Origin of the sequence: Rahnella contaminans, assembly GCF_011065485.1 — a bacterium.
In the GTDB taxonomy this organism is placed as follows: Bacteria; Pseudomonadota; Gammaproteobacteria; order Enterobacterales; family Enterobacteriaceae; genus Rahnella; species Rahnella contaminans.
On sequence record NZ_JAADJS010000005.1, the window covers coordinates 378,392 to 392,565 of the forward strand.

At 50.9% G+C, this 14,174-nt stretch carries 17 protein-coding genes and 4 tRNA genes; 13 read left to right on the plus strand and 8 right to left on the minus strand.

Going from position 1 to position 14,174, the window contains the following annotated elements; genetic code table 11:
• Positions 1 to 186 precede the first annotated feature (186 nt).
• From GW579_RS20950 to luxS, 8 genes are all read left to right on the plus strand, one after another.
• Positions 187 to 279: transfer RNA gene (locus GW579_RS20950), tRNA-Ser, on the plus strand.
• A gap of 8 nt (positions 280 to 287) precedes the next feature.
• Positions 288 to 364, plus strand: a tRNA-Arg gene (locus GW579_RS20955).
• 110 nt (positions 365 to 474) lie between these two features.
• Positions 475 to 551: transfer RNA gene (locus tag GW579_RS20960), tRNA-Arg, on the plus strand.
• A gap of 45 nt (positions 552 to 596) precedes the next feature.
• Positions 597 to 673: transfer RNA gene (locus tag GW579_RS20965), tRNA-Arg, on the plus strand.
• Positions 674 to 909: 236 nt separating this feature from the next.
• On the plus strand, positions 910 to 1,476 hold the full coding sequence (gene yqaB / locus GW579_RS20970) for a fructose-1-phosphate/6-phosphogluconate phosphatase (protein ID WP_152324002.1): 567 nt from the start codon (positions 910 to 912) through the stop codon (positions 1,474 to 1,476).
• On the plus strand, positions 1,473 to 1,901 hold the full coding sequence (locus GW579_RS20975; RefSeq protein ID WP_165061551.1) for a YqaA family protein: 429 nt from the start codon (positions 1,473 to 1,475) through the stop codon (positions 1,899 to 1,901). Before yqaB ends, GW579_RS20975 begins: the two co-directional genes overlap by 4 nt.
• Before the next feature lie 85 nt (positions 1,902 to 1,986).
• A complete protein-coding gene (gene gshA / locus GW579_RS20980; protein WP_165061553.1) occupies positions 1,987 to 3,561 on the plus strand; it encodes a glutamate--cysteine ligase in 1,575 nt (524 codons plus the stop codon).
• 157 nt (positions 3,562 to 3,718) lie between these two features.
• Positions 3,719 to 4,234 carry an S-ribosylhomocysteine lyase gene (gene luxS / locus GW579_RS20985; RefSeq protein ID WP_152323999.1) on the plus strand — a complete coding sequence of 172 codons (516 nt, stop codon included), beginning with the start codon at positions 3,719 to 3,721 and terminating at the stop codon, positions 4,232 to 4,234.
• Positions 4,235 to 4,302: 68 nt separating this feature from the next.
• Here the strand turns inward: luxS and GW579_RS20990 are convergent, their stop codons facing one another.
• Together GW579_RS20990 and GW579_RS20995 are read right to left on the minus strand one after the other, a co-directional pair.
• Positions 4,303 to 5,592: an HlyC/CorC family transporter gene (locus tag GW579_RS20990; RefSeq protein WP_152323998.1), complete on the minus strand. Its 1,290-nt coding sequence runs from the start codon at positions 5,590 to 5,592 to the stop codon at positions 4,303 to 4,305.
• Between the two features lie 16 nt (positions 5,593 to 5,608).
• Entirely contained in the window at positions 5,609 to 6,400 is a 792-nt protein-coding gene (locus GW579_RS20995) for a cytochrome C assembly family protein (RefSeq protein ID WP_165061556.1), read from the minus strand.
• A gap of 164 nt (positions 6,401 to 6,564) precedes the next feature.
• Here GW579_RS20995 and ffh point away from each other — a divergent pair, with 164 nt between their 5' ends.
• The 5 genes from ffh (at position 6,565) to rplS (ending at position 10,157) form a co-directional block, all read left to right on the plus strand.
• On the plus strand, positions 6,565 to 7,926 hold the full coding sequence (ffh, locus tag GW579_RS21000) for a signal recognition particle protein (RefSeq protein ID WP_152323997.1): 1,362 nt from the start codon (positions 6,565 to 6,567) through the stop codon (positions 7,924 to 7,926).
• 178 nt (positions 7,927 to 8,104) lie between these two features.
• A complete protein-coding gene (gene rpsP, locus GW579_RS21005) occupies positions 8,105 to 8,353 on the plus strand; it encodes a 30S ribosomal protein S16 (protein WP_152324071.1) in 249 nt (82 codons plus the stop codon).
• Between the two features lie 18 nt (positions 8,354 to 8,371).
• Positions 8,372 to 8,920, plus strand: a complete 549-nt coding sequence (rimM, locus tag GW579_RS21010) for a ribosome maturation factor RimM (RefSeq protein WP_152323996.1) — start codon at positions 8,372 to 8,374, stop codon at positions 8,918 to 8,920.
• A gap of 67 nt (positions 8,921 to 8,987) precedes the next feature.
• Entirely contained in the window at positions 8,988 to 9,755 is a 768-nt protein-coding gene (gene trmD / locus GW579_RS21015; protein WP_104924473.1) for a tRNA (guanosine(37)-N1)-methyltransferase TrmD, read from the plus strand.
• 54 nt (positions 9,756 to 9,809) lie between these two features.
• Complete coding sequence (gene rplS, locus GW579_RS21020; protein ID WP_013574038.1) at positions 9,810 to 10,157, plus strand: 50S ribosomal protein L19; 348 nt, start codon at positions 9,810 to 9,812, stop codon at positions 10,155 to 10,157.
• 91 nt (positions 10,158 to 10,248) lie between these two features.
• Here the strand turns inward: rplS and GW579_RS21025 are convergent, their stop codons facing one another.
• The 6 genes from GW579_RS21025 to GW579_RS21050 all read right to left on the minus strand — a co-directional run bounded on the left by GW579_RS21025 (position 10,249) and on the right by GW579_RS21050 (position 14,124).
• Entirely contained in the window at positions 10,249 to 10,428 is a 180-nt protein-coding gene (locus tag GW579_RS21025; RefSeq protein WP_165061559.1) for an ogr/Delta-like zinc finger family protein, read from the minus strand.
• Positions 10,429 to 10,493: 65 nt separating this feature from the next.
• On the minus strand, positions 10,494 to 11,594 hold the full coding sequence (locus GW579_RS21030; protein WP_165061562.1) for a contractile injection system protein, VgrG/Pvc8 family: 1,101 nt from the start codon (positions 11,592 to 11,594) through the stop codon (positions 10,494 to 10,496).
• Positions 11,595 to 11,596: 2 nt separating this feature from the next.
• A complete protein-coding gene (locus GW579_RS21035) occupies positions 11,597 to 12,067 on the minus strand; it encodes a phage tail protein (protein ID WP_152323994.1) in 471 nt (156 codons plus the stop codon).
• Positions 12,064 to 13,695, minus strand: coding sequence for a phage tail tape measure protein (locus GW579_RS21040; protein ID WP_165061565.1), 1,632 nt, complete (start codon positions 13,693 to 13,695; stop codon positions 12,064 to 12,066). The genes GW579_RS21035 and GW579_RS21040 overlap by 4 nt, the downstream gene beginning before the upstream one ends.
• Positions 13,688 to 13,810 (minus strand): GpE family phage tail protein, encoded by a 123-nt coding sequence (locus GW579_RS21045; RefSeq protein WP_104924478.1) that lies wholly within the window; start codon positions 13,808 to 13,810, stop codon positions 13,688 to 13,690. The genes GW579_RS21040 and GW579_RS21045 overlap by 8 nt, the downstream gene beginning before the upstream one ends.
• A gap of 32 nt (positions 13,811 to 13,842) precedes the next feature.
• Complete coding sequence (locus tag GW579_RS21050; protein WP_165061568.1) at positions 13,843 to 14,124, minus strand: phage tail assembly protein; 282 nt, start codon at positions 14,122 to 14,124, stop codon at positions 13,843 to 13,845.
• Positions 14,125 to 14,174 lie beyond the last annotated feature (50 nt).

Below are 14,174 nucleotides of genomic sequence, written 5' to 3' on the forward strand. Positions count from 1 at the left end.
AAGCCTTTTTTCTGACCACTGAGCCCCTTTATTGCCTTCAAACTGCTCAGGTTGTGCGTGAAATGTCCAAACGAGTGATTGTTAGGAAAAAAGGGTTTGACTTATAAGGGCCAGAAAGTAATATGTGCGCCACGCAGTGCCGATGAGCTTAAACAAAGTTAGTCAGCACACTCGCAAGAGGCGTATGGTGAGGTGGCCGAGAGGCTGAAGGCGCTCCCCTGCTAAGGGAGTATGCGGTCAAAAGCTGCATCCGGGGTTCGAATCCCCGCCTCACCGCCATTTAAAATGCACCCATAGCTCAGCTGGATAGAGTACTCGGCTACGAACCGAGCGGTCGGAAGTTCGAATCTTCCTGGGTGCACCATACTTTCCTGAACGTATGTTGATTTGCAATCAAATGAGCGTGACGGGCAAAGGCGAAAGCTGATGTAGTGCGGAAAAATGGTCAGGTAAATCTGCAGTAAGAATCAAAATGCACCCATAGCTCAGCTGGATAGAGTACTCGGCTACGAACCGAGCGGTCGGAAGTTCGAATCTTCCTGGGTGCACCATTCTTCCTCTTAGTATTTTCCGAAAAAACTCAGCACGACCCTAATGCACCCATAGCTCAGCTGGATAGAGTACTCGGCTACGAACCGAGCGGTCGGAAGTTCGAATCTTCCTGGGTGCACCATATTCCAAACATGTCTGAGCGACGACTTTCATATAGAGTCCTCCGGCATGTTAGAAAAACCCGCTTTGGCGGGTTTTTAGCTTTCTGCTTTTCCTCTCTGATTTTCCTCCCTTCTTTTTCATTTCCCTGATTTTTCTGACGTGTTCGGATGTGCTGTAGGTGTGGACAAAATGCGACTTTCGCCAGACTTTGCGATAAAGTAGTTTTCCTGTTTTTTCGTGATCATGGAGCATTCGATGTACGATCGATACGAAGGGCTAATATTTGATATGGATGGCACCATATTGGATACCGAACCTACGCACCGTAAGGCATGGCATCAGGTATTGACCAAATACAGTATGCATTATGATGTCGAATCCATGGTCGCTCTGAATGGTTCTCCAACCTGGCATATTGCCCGGTTTGTTATCGACAGCAATAACGTCGAAATGGATCCCCATCTCCTTGCCGCAGAGAAAACCGCTGCTGTGCAGGAAATGTTGCTTGATACCGTACGTCCTTTGCCATTAATTGATGTCGTGAAGGCTTATCATGGCCGCCGGCCAATGGCGGTAGGGACGGGCAGTGAGCACTGGATGGCTGATGCGTTATTGCGTCATCTTGGGCTGCGCGATTGCTTTGATGCGATCGTGGGTGCAAATGATGTACAAAACCACAAACCGGCACCCGACACCTTTTTACGCTGCGCTGAGTTAATCGGCGTGCCTCCTGAAAAATGCGTTGTCTTTGAAGACGCAGATTTCGGTATTGAGGCGGCCCGGCGCGCCAATATGGATTTTGTGGACGTGCGAACGCTGTGAGTAGCGTTGTGGCGCTGGCTTCATTATTTGGCAGCAGTTTTCTCAGCGCGACATTATTGCCCGGAAATTCAGAAGTCTTATTAGTCGCTTTATTGTCAGCTGGCAGCGCAATGCCAGCGGCACTGGTTTTGTCTGCAACTGTTGGCAATACCTTAGGAGGCATAACCAACGTCATCATCGGACGCTTTGTGCCGCAGCCCAAACCGCAACGTGGACTTGATGTTGCACAGAACTGGCTGAAGCGTTTTGGACCGGCGGCATTATTGCTAAGCTGGCTGCCGGTGATTGGCGATGTGTTGTGCGTGTTAGCAGGTTGGCTGCGAATGCCATGGGGTCCGGTGGTCTTTTTCATGTTGATTGGAAAAGCAGTGCGTTACATCGTTTTGGCTGTTGTGACGTTACAGGGGCTTTCATGGTTAGGTTAGATTGGCATCAGTTATCAATTATGGTCACATCTATGCAGATTCAGTATGCTTGCAAATTAATGGTTTCACCGAGCGGGAGGTCAATTTGATCCCGGATGTATCTCAGGCGCTTTCCTGGTTGGAAGCCCATCCTCAGGCATTAAAAGGTATTCGTCGCGGTATTGAACGTGAAACGCTGCGGGTCAATCCCGATGGTTCATTAGCGACGACCGGACACCCGGAATCTTTAGGGGCTGCACTGACGCACCGCTGGATAACCACCGATTTTGCTGAAGCTTTATTAGAATTCATTACGCCCGTCGATGACAATATTGAGCATCTGATGGCGTTTCTGCGTGATATCCATCGTCACGTGGCTCGTGAACTTGGTGACGAGCGGATGTGGCCATTCAGCATGCCGTGCTTTATCGAGTCCGGACAGGATATCGAGCTGGCACAGTACGGTTCATCTAACGTCGGGCGCTTTAAAACGCTTTACCGTGAAGGATTGAAAAACCGTTATGGCGCGCTGATGCAGGTGATTTCCGGCATCCACTATAATTTCTCGCTGCCGCTGTCTTTCTGGCAGGAACGTCTGGGTGTTACGGATGTTGAAAGCGGGAAAGAAGCGATTTCAGCGGGCTACTTTAAGCTGATCCGCAATTATTACCGCTTTGGCTGGGTGATCCCGTATCTGTTTGGTGCGTCACCTGCGATCTGTAAATCCTTCCTGAAAGGGCGTGAAACAGATCTGCCATTTGAATATACCGATTCCGGATTGTGCTATCTGCCGTACGCCACCTCGTTGCGTCTGAGTGATTTGGGCTATACCAACAAATCACAGAGCAATCTGGGGATCACGTTTAACGATCTGGAAACGTACGTTCAAGGCGTGAAGAAAGCGATTCGCACCCCGTCTGCGGAATACGCGGAAATGGGTGTAAAGAAAGACGGTAAATATCTGCAACTGAACACCAATGTGTTACAGATTGAGAACGAACTTTATGCGCCAATCCGTCCAAAGCGGGTCACCAAATCAGGTGAAAGCCCTTCTGATGCACTGATGCGCAGCGGGATCGAATACATTGAAGTCCGCTCGCTGGACGTCAATCCGTTCTCACCTGTGGGTATTGATGCGACTCAGGCGCGTTTCCTGGATTTGTTTTTGGTATGGTGTGCCTTAGCGGACGCACCGGAAATGAACAGTGATGAGCTGCTTTGTACGCGCAAAAACTGGAATCGGGTGATCCTCGAAGGCCGCAAACCAGGCCAGACGATTGGTATTGGTTGCAACGATGAGCGCAAGCCGCTGGTCAGCGTCGGGAATGCGTTGTTTGATGATTTGAGCCGTGTGGCGCAGGTTATGGACGAGCAGAACGGCGATCACCTTTATCAGGATGTCTGCAAAGAACTGGTTGCTGCGTTTGATGATCCTGAACTGACGTATTCTGCGCGGATCCTTAAAGATCTGAAACAGCAGGGCGGCGTGGGTAGTCTTGGGTTGGAACTGGCAGAAAAGTATCGCCAGATGCTGGTAAGTGAACCGCTGGAAGTTTTAGATGCCAGTGCATTAATGGCAGAGCAGGACGGTTCATGGCAACGTCAGCGTGCACTGGAAGCGGGTGATACGCTAAGCTTTGAAGAATATCTGGCTGCGAACGCAGGCAGTAGCGATGAGTAGAAAAGAAAAAGGCCACAATCAATGTGGCCAAATAAACATCTCTGTTTACAGGGATGATGATAACAAATGCGCGTCTTTCACTAATTAAGACCCGCATGCTGGGAAAAGGTTTCCTGAGTTCGTAAAAAAAATTAATTTATTTAGGAGAGGTGACGATATGCCACTGTTGGATAGCTTTACCGTAGACCATACCCGTATGGCAGCACCTGCTGTTCGCGTCGCAAAAACCATGAAAACCCCGCACGGGGATACCATCACTGTGTTCGATCTGCGCTTCTGCCGCCCGAATATTGAAGTGATGCCTGAACGCGGTATTCATACGCTGGAGCACCTGTTCGCAGGTTTCATGCGTAACCACCTGAATGGCAACGGCGTGGAGATCATTGATATTTCCCCAATGGGCTGCCGTACGGGTTTCTACATGAGCCTGATCGGTGTACCGGAAGAGCAATTTGTTGCTGATGCCTGGAAAGCGGCGATGGCAGATGTTCTGAAAGTGAAAGAACAGCGTCAAATCCCTGAGCTGAATGAATATCAGTGCGGTACTTACGAGATGCATTCCCTGAAAGAAGCTCAGGAAATCGCGCAACATATTCTCGATCACGACGTAGTTGTGAACCGTAACGACGATCTGGCTCTGCCAAAAGAAAAACTGTCCGAACTGCACATCTAGTTTTAGCGTGTTGCAGGTAAAAAAAAGACGCGTTCATCGCGTCTTTTTTATGTCTGTTATTCAGCGGATTAGCGTTGATTTACGCTGGTTTGCAAGGGCTGTAACGGGCGAACCTGCACCTGTTTGATCATATTGTCCTGCACGTCGAGAATTTCGACTTCGTAATCTTCAATGCGCAAACTGGTGCCGATAGTCGGGATATCTTCCAGCACTTCCAGAAGCATGCCGTTGATGGTTCGTGGCCCGTCGGCAGGAAGATGCCAGTTAAACGCTTTGTTCAGCTCACGGACGTTCGCGCTGCCTTCAATCAGTACAGAACCGTCGCTTTGCGGTGTCACTTCTTCAGCCAGAGTAGGTGACATCGACGTGGTAAAATCACCGACGATCTCTTCAAGAATATCTTCGACCGTCACCAGCCCCTGAATGTCACCGTATTCATCGACCACAATGCCCACTTTCTTTTTATTGCGCTGGAATTTCACCAGCTGAATGTTCAGCGGCGTACCTTCCGGAATGTAGTAAATCTCGTCCGCAGCGCGCAGCAGGTTTTCTTTGGTGAATTCTTTCTTCTCGGTCATCAGGCGATACGCTTCGCGTAAACGCAGCATGCCGATCGCATCATCAAGCGAGTCGCGGTAGAGCACGATTCGGCCATGCGGTGAGTGCGTGAGCTGGCGGATGATGGACTTCCAGTCGTCGTTAATGTCGATGCCGACGATTTCATTGCGCGGCACCATGATGTCATCAACGGATACTTTTTCGAGATCCAGAACGGAAAGCAGCATGTCCTGATTACGGCGTGAGATTTGCGAGCGCGATTCATTCACGATAGTACGCAGCTCTTCTTTGCTTACGGCATCACTCAGGCTGGCGGTGGTTTTGATACCAAACATACGCATCAGCAGACGCGAGAGGCTGTTCAGGATCCACACCAGTGGCATCATGATTTTTTGCAGCGGACGCAACAAAATGCTGCTCGGAAAAGCAATGCGTTCAGGATTGAGGGCTGCGAAGGTTTTCGGCAGAACTTCAGCAAACAGCAGAACCACGAAAGTCAGCACACCGGTGGCAATCGCGACCCCGGCATCGCCATACAAGCGGATACCCACAATGGTTGCCAGAGCGGAAGCAAGAATGTTGACCAGGTTATTGCCGATAAGCACGAGGCTGATCAACTGGTCCGGGCGTTTTAACAGCTTTTCGACGCGACGCGCCGCGCGGTTACCCTGTTTGGCCAGGTGACGTAACCGGTAACGGTTGAGTGTCATCATACCGGTTTCGGAGGCTGAAAAATAAGCCGAAACCACCACCATGATGATCAATGTGATGATCAGGGTTGTTGTCGAGACGTGCTCCAACGGGTATTCCTTTTAATTAATGAACCATGATTTGCTGGATCAGGCGACTGCCAAAATAGGCAAGAGTCAGAAGAATGGCGCCTGCCATGCTGAACCATACCACGCGGCGGCCACGCCAGCCTTCGTGATAATGGCCCCACAGCAGGACGATATAAACGAACCATGCCAGTATCGATAAGACAGCCTTGTCGATATTCTCCGGGCTGAACAGGTTGTTCAGATACAGTAATCCGGTGCACAGCGTCAGCGTCAGTAAAATGACGCCAATCTGGGTGATGTGAAACAGTTTACGTTCAATGCTCATCAGCGGTGGCATATCGGGAGTAAATGTCAGGCGTTTGTTCTTCAACTGGTAATCAAGCCACGCCAGTTGCAAGGCGTAAAGCGCTGCGATCATCAGCGTAGCATAGGAGAATAACGCCAGGCCGATGTGTACCAGCAAGCCTTTGCTTTCTTCCAGATGCGTGATGAATTCGCCCGGAAGGAAGGTGACGAACGCCAGATTGATCAGCGAGAAGCTGTAAACGATCGGTAAGACAAACCAGCCGCGATTACGTGAGGCAACAATAGTCATCACCGTACCGATGATTAAACTGACCACTGAACCGATGTTCACCAGACTCAGGTTCTGGCCGGTGCTGACATCGAATATGCGTTGCTGTAATGCCACAGCGTGGCAAATAAGCGCTACCACAACAGAAATCAGTGCTAAACGCCGGTATGCGCTGTTCTTCCGGATGATGCTCGGAATGATCAGTGCAAGGCTGAGCAGATAGGCCAACATGGCGACGAGAGCAAAAACTGACATAGCGTTTCAGTAGCATCGAAAAGTGAATGAGAACCGCAGTATAACGTTACCGGCGTCACGCTCCAACCTATCTGAGATGCCAAAGCAGAGATCGTCCGCGCTTCGTGTTATAATCCCGCAATTACGTCGCAAGAGCGGCCTGTCATTACGTTGAGCAAGAGACGATGTTTGAGAATTTAAGCGATCGATTGTCGCGCACACTGCGCAATATCAGCGGCCGCGGGCGGCTGACCGAAGAAAATATCAAAGAGACATTACGTGAAGTGCGTATGGCGTTACTGGAAGCGGACGTTGCGCTGCCGGTCGTTCGCGACTTCATCAACCGGGTGAAAGAGAGCGCTGTTGGCCATGAGGTCAATAAGAGTCTGACGCCGGGTCAGGAATTCGTCAAAATTGTCCAGAAAGAACTGGAAACCGCGATGGGCGAGGCTAATACCGAGCTCAACTTAGCGGCGCAGCCACCGGCTGTCGTTCTGATGGCGGGTTTACAAGGTGCTGGTAAAACCACCAGCGTCGGTAAACTGGCGAAATTCCTGAAAGAAAAGAAAAAGAAAAAAGTGCTGGTGGTCTCCGCCGACGTTTATCGCCCTGCGGCGATCAAACAGCTGGAAACCCTGGCGCAGCAAGTTGACGTGGATTTCTTCGCGTCCGACGCGCAGGAAAAGCCGGTGGATATCGTCACCCGCGCCCTGCAACAGGCCAAACTGAAATTCTACGACGTTCTGATTGTCGATACCGCCGGCCGTTTACACGTCGACGAAGCGATGATGGACGAAATCAAACAGGTTCATGCCGCGATTAATCCGGTAGAAACGCTGTTTGTGGTCGATGCCATGACCGGCCAGGATGCGGCGAATACCGCGAAAGCGTTCAACGAAGCGCTGCCGCTGACCGGTGTGATCCTGACGAAAGTCGACGGTGACGCCCGTGGTGGTGCTGCGCTGTCGATCCGCCACATCACTGGCAAACCGATTAAATTCCTGGGTATGGGTGAAAAAACCGATGCACTGGAGCCGTTCCACCCGGATCGTATCGCGTCCCGCATTTTGGGCATGGGCGACGTGCTTTCTCTTATCGAAGATATTGAGAGCAAAGTTGACCGTGCACAGGCTGAGAAACTGGCCAACAAGCTTAAAAAAGGCGATGGTTTTGACCTGACCGACTTCCTCGAGCAGCTCAAGCAAATGCGCAATATGGGCGGCATGGCGAGCATGATGAGCAAATTGCCGGGCGTGGGTCAGTTGCCTGACAACGTCAAATCTCAGATGGATGACAAGGTTCTGGTGCGGATGGAAGCGATCATCAACTCGATGACGATGAAAGAACGCGCCAAACCAGAAATTATTAAAGGTTCCCGCAAGCGCCGTATCGCGCTGGGTTCCGGCATGCAGGTGCAGGACGTTAACCGCTTACTCAAGCAGTTCGACGATATGCAGCGCATGATGAAGAAAATGAAGAATGGCGGCATGGCGAAAATGATGCGTGGCATGAAGGGTATGATGCCACCAGGTTTCCCGGGCCGTTAATCGACATCACTGTCTATATATCAGCCACATAGGCGGCTCATGCAAAATGCGGTCTGGGCTCTTTACGCTTTAGATTGCTTTTTGCGCCAAAATGAGTAAAATTTTCGGGCTTTTTATATTGCAACCAGACCCCGTTCCCCGATGGGGTCTGGTTGTTTTATTAACTAAAGAGGATGTTATGGTAACAATTCGTTTAGCACGTGGCGGCGCAAAAAAGCGTCCGTTTTATCAAGTAGTAGTGACCGACAGCCGCAACGCTCGTGACGGTCGTTTCATCGAACGCGTAGGTTTCTTCAACCCATTGGCTTCTGGCCAGGCTGAAGCACTGCGTCTGGACCTGGATCGTATTACCCATTGGGTAGAGCTGGGTGCAACCGTTTCTGATCGCGTTTCTTCGCTGATCAAAGACGCTAAGAAAGCAGCTTAATCTGTCGCGGTGGTGGCAATGAGCAAGCAATCCAATCCAGTGGTACCCGCTGAGCCGTTAGTACTCGGCAAAATGGGTTCAACATACGGCATTCGTGGTTGGCTCAGAGTGTTTTCATCCACCGAAGACGCTGAAAGCATCTTCGAATACCAGCCCTGGTTTATCCAGCGTGCCGGTAAGTGGCAAGTTGTCGAGCTGGAAGGCTGGAAACGCCACACTCAGGACCTGATTATCAAAGTCAAAGGCGTTGATGACAGGGATGCAGCGAATCTTCTGACCAATTGCGAAATTGTTGTTGATTCAAAGCAGCTACCTCCACTGGAAGACGGCGACTACTACTGGAAAGACCTTTTTGGTTGCCAGGTAGTGACCACTTCCGGTTACGAACTGGGAAAAATCATCGATATGATGGAAACCGGTTCTAACGATGTGATGGTAGTCAAAGCCAACCTGAAAGATGCCTTCGGACTCAAGGAGCGGTTGATTCCGTTCCTCGATGGGCAGGTTATCAAGAAAGTCGATCTCACTACTCGCACTGTTGAAGTAGATTGGGATCCTGGTTTTTGACCTCCGTAACGTTTACTGATGTAAACAACGATGGGTTGAGCGATAAAGCATTCGAAAGGGGTAGGCTATGTGGATTGGTATAATTAGCCTGTTTCCTGAGATGTTCCGCGCAATCACCGATTACGGGGTAACTGGCCGGGCAGTTAAAAATGGCCTGTTGAGCGTAAATTGCTGGAGTCCTCGTGACTTCGCATACGACCGACATCGTACCGTGGACGAGCGCCCTTACGGCGGTGGTCCCGGCATGCTGATGATGGTGCAACCTTTACGGGAAGCTATTCATGCAGCAAAAGCAGCGGCAGGCGAAGGTGTGAAAGTGATTTATCTTTCACCTCAGGGACGCAAGCTGGATCAAACCGGTGTGTGTGAACTGGCGGCCCATCAGAAAATTATTCTGGTTTGTGGTCGTTACGAAGGGATTGATGAGCGCGTAATCAAAACCGAAATTGATGAAGAATGGTCAATTGGCGATTATGTTCTCAGTGGTGGAGAGTTACCGGCAATGACGCTGATTGATTCAGTTTCCCGCTTTATACCGGGCGTTCTGGGTCGTCAGGCTTCAGCAGAAGAAGATTCTTTCGCTGACGGATTGCTCGATTGCCCCCACTATACCCGCCCTGAAGTGTTGGAAGGCATGGAAGTTCCGCCAGTTTTACTGTCGGGAAACCACGCTGATATACGTCGCTGGCGCCTGAAACAGTCGCTGGGTCGAACCTGGCTTAGAAGACCTGAACTTCTGGAAAACCTAGCTCTGACTGACGAGCAAGAGGTGTTGCTGAGAGAGTTCCAAAAGGAACATCGGCTCAGTCAACAAAACTATGAAGGGAACGCTTAAGTGTTACGCTAAGCCCTCCCGATATATCAGTTTACCTAGGGTAAGAGACATATTATGAGCAATATCATTAAACAAATCGAACAAGAGCAGATGAAGCAAGACGTACCTGCATTCCGTCCAGGTGATTCCCTGGAAATTAAGGTATGGGTCGTTGAAGGTTCTAAAAAGCGTCTGCAGGCATTCGAGGGCGTGGTTATCGCTATTCGTAACCGCGGTCTGCACTCTGCATTCACTGTTCGCAAAATTTCTAACGGCGAAGGTGTTGAGCGTGTATTCCAGACTCACTCCCCAGTAATCGACAGCATTACTGTTAAACGTCGTGGTGCCGTTCGTAAAGCTAAACTGTACTACCTGCGTGAGCGTACTGGTAAGTCAGCTCGTATCAAAGAGCGTCTTAACTAAGGTATCGCTAACGCGACATCGACTAGTTAATAGAGAACAAGGGGTTAGCCATCGGCTAACCCCTTTTTTGTGTTCAGTGGCGGCAAATTGACTACGCAGCAGGGCACTGGCTGCCGGGTTTTGAGATGACCCGGGCGACGGATTCGTGGGTGGCAAACGTACAGCTGCATTCAATATTCTGGCACTGATGATAACGCTCTTTGGTCGATTCACTCAGATAGCGGCTTGAACGGGTATGAGCGACTTTTCCACACAGCGGGCAATGCATCATAAAAACCTCCGGCATGACAGGTAAGCGATGGAGTCATTATGAAATCCATAACTTGCAAAAGCAAGTTATAATTGTGATATTGAAGATTTATAGGTGATGTCTGCAATATAAATCTTCAAATCCAATGTCGTGGTAAACCCTTTGGCATTGATGTCATGTTTTGCCGAGTTAATGACCCAATTCTCATTATCAATAACCTCCTTAAAACCTTGTACATTGACAGGCGTTTGCGCACTCAGGTCTGCCCGCCCAAGTGCCAGCTGAATAGTGAAGGAAGACGAGTCGTTCTGGATTTGGTTAAAAACAGAATCAGCCGCACGTTTTGCCGTTTCCTCATCAGGATAAATTTTACTCAGCTGAAGAGGGTTTTGATTTTTACCCGCGATATAGCTGTTGTCTGCATCCCCTTGGTTCTGGCCAGCGGTTCGTTTGAGATCGACGTTGCTGGTGGTCGCCGTTTTGACGTCATGCCATTGCGCTTTCACACCGCCATACGCCAGTTGATCAACCAGTTTAAAGGCGTATTTATCCCCATCACTGCGCTCGATGGTTCTCCACGGCAATGCCTGACCGGACGCGGTACGTCCTACGCTGGCTTTGTAGAAAATGATCGAACCGTTTTTGACTGTTACCTGAGCGCCGTAAATTTGCGCCAGCCGTGTCAGGAAATAGCTGTCAGCTTCGTTCGTCTGATCGATGTGCGAGATCTTGATGCTATCCAGCTCCGCCGGGATCACCGGAAGGGTGAGTTTATTCCGCGCAGAAATGATACGAACGATCGCGCCCAGCGTGTAATCGTCATACGACTGGCTGAGTTTGGTATCAAAGGAACCACTCAGGTCTGCACTGCGGGCAGTGACGGTGATGATGTCCGGTGCGCCGGAATACGTCACCGTATCGACGATAAAATAGCCGCAGTCATATAACGCCAGCTTTGACCACCCGAGATGCAAATGCAAAACGGTTCCCCGGGCAGGCATCTGCAACCGACCATCGCTGTCGTCGAAGGTCAGGTTCAGAGTATCCGCCACAAAACCGCTGTTATCTGTAACGGATAAGCTGATGATACGGCTGGAAATATTCTCTTCCAGGACTTTGTTTTTTACCGTCAGGGTAAACGCCGGCGCAATGCGTGCGCCAGCCGGTAACTGATAATCGGTAATCATAGTCAGACTCCCTGAACGAAGTTGCTGACTGCCGAACTGGCCTTGTTAAATAGCCCTTCAGCCTGAGCCAGCAGATCGCCAAACATGGCTGCCTGAGATTCATCGACGCGTTTTAAACTGACCGAAAAGCTGATGCTCCGTGCCTGACCGTTCGAATTAATTTCGGTGTTATCGTGTGTCATGTTCTCAATAATAAACATACCGTAGATGGTTCCGCTGCCTTCGATCAATGGCCACGCCCGCCCGGACTCGGCCATACCTTCTAAAACTTGCAAATAGCTTATTCCACCGGTAACTTCCGGCAAAAGCAGCCCGCTGAGTTTCATCGACTCTTTACCCAGCCCCAAAAACTGGGAAACCGGACGTTGCCCGATACGGGTGTTTTCCTGCCAGTTGTAATTTACTTCCCGGTGAAGCGTCTGATAGGGAAGGGTATTTAGTTTAAAAACGAACAAACCCAGTGACATCATCATCCGTAAAACCCTCCGTTAGTAAACTGGCTGTACCCGGCGTTGGTGGCGTTCCATTCCCGCTCGTTCATGGTGTTTGCGATAAGCTCGCGAATTTGATTCTGATCGGTGTCCGGCGTGGCGGTGAAACTGACATTGACGGTGGTTGCGCGGTTGTCGGTCAGGTTATTCGCCACACTGTTTTTGGCCGGCTGATACATGCCCAGAATGCCGCCCGTAGGGGAAATGCTCTCCACTGGCGGCGTTGACATATCCGGGGCAGCGCCAGGTTCGTCGCCGCCGAGAATAGAATCCCACCCTTTTTTAGCCCAGCTAAAGATTTCGCCGATCTGGGAAACCGCCTTGTTCAGCGTGACAAAAACTTCACCGATTGCGATGCCGACTTCTTTACCTATATTGGTGAAGCCACTCAGTTCGTCCTGACTGAATTTTATCGGTTCGAACAAATCCGTGATCCAGCCCAGCGCGCTTTTGAAAGGTGCAAACGCTTCACTGACCGGCCCCATTACGGAACTAAAGCCTTCAATTATGCCGCCAACAACGGCACTGATCGGCTCCCAGAGTTTCACCACGGCAATGCCAATACCGGCTATCAGCGCGATGACGGGCAGAAGTGGAAGCCCGATGGCGGCGAAAGCCGCGGTAATCGCGCCGCCCGTGCCGGTAAAAATGGTGCCTAACAGACCGGCACCGGCGATCAGCATGTTTACACCGCTCAGAACCGGCGCAATGACCATGCCCAGCGAGCCCAACCCGCCAACAATCCCGGTGACGCCTAATGCCAGCCCGAGCAGTGAACTCACCAGCTGCGGATTATCGGTGATCCAGGTATTAAGCGTGTTTAGCCATCCGGAAGCTGTCTGCGTCAGCTCGCGCAGCGCAGAATTCTGACCTTCGAACAGGTTTATGCGCAGCGTGTCCCAACCTGCGAACAGCTTTTTGACGTCACCATCCAGATTGTCGCCTTTCACCGTCACGGCCATTTTCGCCTCCGGCGTGGCGCTATTCAGTTCGCCAGGCGTTTGAGCCAGAACCTGATCGGCATTCATGCCTTTTGCAGCCAGATCTTTTTGTTTCGCCACGACTTCAGAAGGCGCATGGCCGGAAACCGCCATGGAAAGCCCCTGCTGGCGCAGTGCAGCAATGCGCGGATCACCATTTTTCAGGCGGAGGAGAGACTGAACCTCGGAAATCCCGGCCTCAAAATCTGCGCCGGGTTTGAGAACGCTTTTGGCCAGCTCGAGTTTCGGCTGTGCAAAAGCGAGGGCCGACGAAGCCGCGCTTTTGAGCTGCCCGGTTTGCTGTTCACGCGTCTTGTATTGCTGCCCGATTTCCAGCCCTTTTTGTTCTATCATCATCGGTCGTTGCAGGCGGCGTTGTTCCCCGGGCTGTTCTTTTGCGGCTGTTTTTACGCCGCGATAGGCCTGCTTTTCGGCCGTTTTATCCGGCTCGAAAATCGACTCGCGGAGCGATAAAGAAGCATCAGTAATATCTTGCGACATCGTGCTGAATAAATTCTTGTCGGGCACGGTCATGTACGTCTGCCAGGCGTTGGCCGTCGCCTTGCGCAGCGACGCCAGTTCGTCGTTCATTTTTCCCAGCGTCGTGGGTAACTGTTCGAGATTACTCATCTGTTTTTACTCCGCTGCGTTGCAAAGCCTTATGCCGCCAGTTCAGGAGCTCCGTCAGCGACATGCCGCCCATTTCGGACGGCGGCCAGTGGAAGATCACCGCGATGTCTGCCATCAGATCATCGACGGTGAGACGGGACGCGATTTTTACGCCTCCGGTTTCGGTGATAAAAAACCAATCACCTTGCCTGCCAGCGCAATCAGGTCCGGCAATTCAAGGCGCGCGCATTCTTCTTTGGTCAGGTTGGGCATCGTGATGCGCGGCAAAATAGTGATTAACGCGTCAACATCCGCATTGGCCAGTGCCGCAAGGCCGATACCGCGCAGGCTGCCCGCGGTCGGTTTAGTGACCTGGATTTCGGTGATTTCGGTTTCACCGCGTTTTAGCGGAACATCCAAAATGACGGTGTTGTATTCAGTCTGGCTCATGATTTTTCCTGTTAAAGGAGAAGAAGCCGGCAAGGTTCTGCCGGCTGAGG

Excerpts from the sequence above, each read along its gene's own strand:
- yqaB (WP_152324002.1), top strand. The coding sequence starts at position 910 with ATGTACGATCGATACGAAGGGCTAATATTTGATATGGATGGCACCATA.
- luxS (WP_152323999.1), top strand. The coding sequence starts at position 3,719 with ATGCCACTGTTGGATAGCTTTACCGTAGACCATACCCGTATGGCAGCA.
- GW579_RS20995 (WP_165061556.1), bottom strand. The coding sequence starts at position 6,400 with ATGTCAGTTTTTGCTCTCGTCGCCATGTTGGCCTATCTGCTCAGCCTT.
- ffh (WP_152323997.1), top strand. The coding sequence starts at position 6,565 with ATGTTTGAGAATTTAAGCGATCGATTGTCGCGCACACTGCGCAATATC.
- rpsP (WP_152324071.1), top strand. The coding sequence starts at position 8,105 with ATGGTAACAATTCGTTTAGCACGTGGCGGCGCAAAAAAGCGTCCGTTT.
- rimM (WP_152323996.1), top strand. The coding sequence starts at position 8,372 with ATGAGCAAGCAATCCAATCCAGTGGTACCCGCTGAGCCGTTAGTACTC.
- trmD (WP_104924473.1), top strand. The coding sequence starts at position 8,988 with ATGTGGATTGGTATAATTAGCCTGTTTCCTGAGATGTTCCGCGCAATC.
- rplS (WP_013574038.1), top strand. The coding sequence starts at position 9,810 with ATGAGCAATATCATTAAACAAATCGAACAAGAGCAGATGAAGCAAGAC.
- GW579_RS21025 (WP_165061559.1), bottom strand. The coding sequence starts at position 10,428 with ATGATGCATTGCCCGCTGTGTGGAAAAGTCGCTCATACCCGTTCAAGC.
- GW579_RS21030 (WP_165061562.1), bottom strand. The coding sequence starts at position 11,594 with ATGATTACCGATTATCAGTTACCGGCTGGCGCACGCATTGCGCCGGCG.
- GW579_RS21035 (WP_152323994.1), bottom strand. The coding sequence starts at position 12,067 with ATGATGATGTCACTGGGTTTGTTCGTTTTTAAACTAAATACCCTTCCC.
- GW579_RS21040 (WP_165061565.1), bottom strand. The coding sequence starts at position 13,695 with ATGAGTAATCTCGAACAGTTACCCACGACGCTGGGAAAAATGAACGAC.
- GW579_RS21045 (WP_104924478.1), bottom strand. The coding sequence starts at position 13,810 with ATGGCAGACATCGCGGTGATCTTCCACTGGCCGCCGTCCGAAATGGGC.
- GW579_RS21050 (WP_165061568.1), bottom strand. The coding sequence starts at position 14,124 with ATGAGCCAGACTGAATACAACACCGTCATTTTGGATGTTCCGCTAAAA.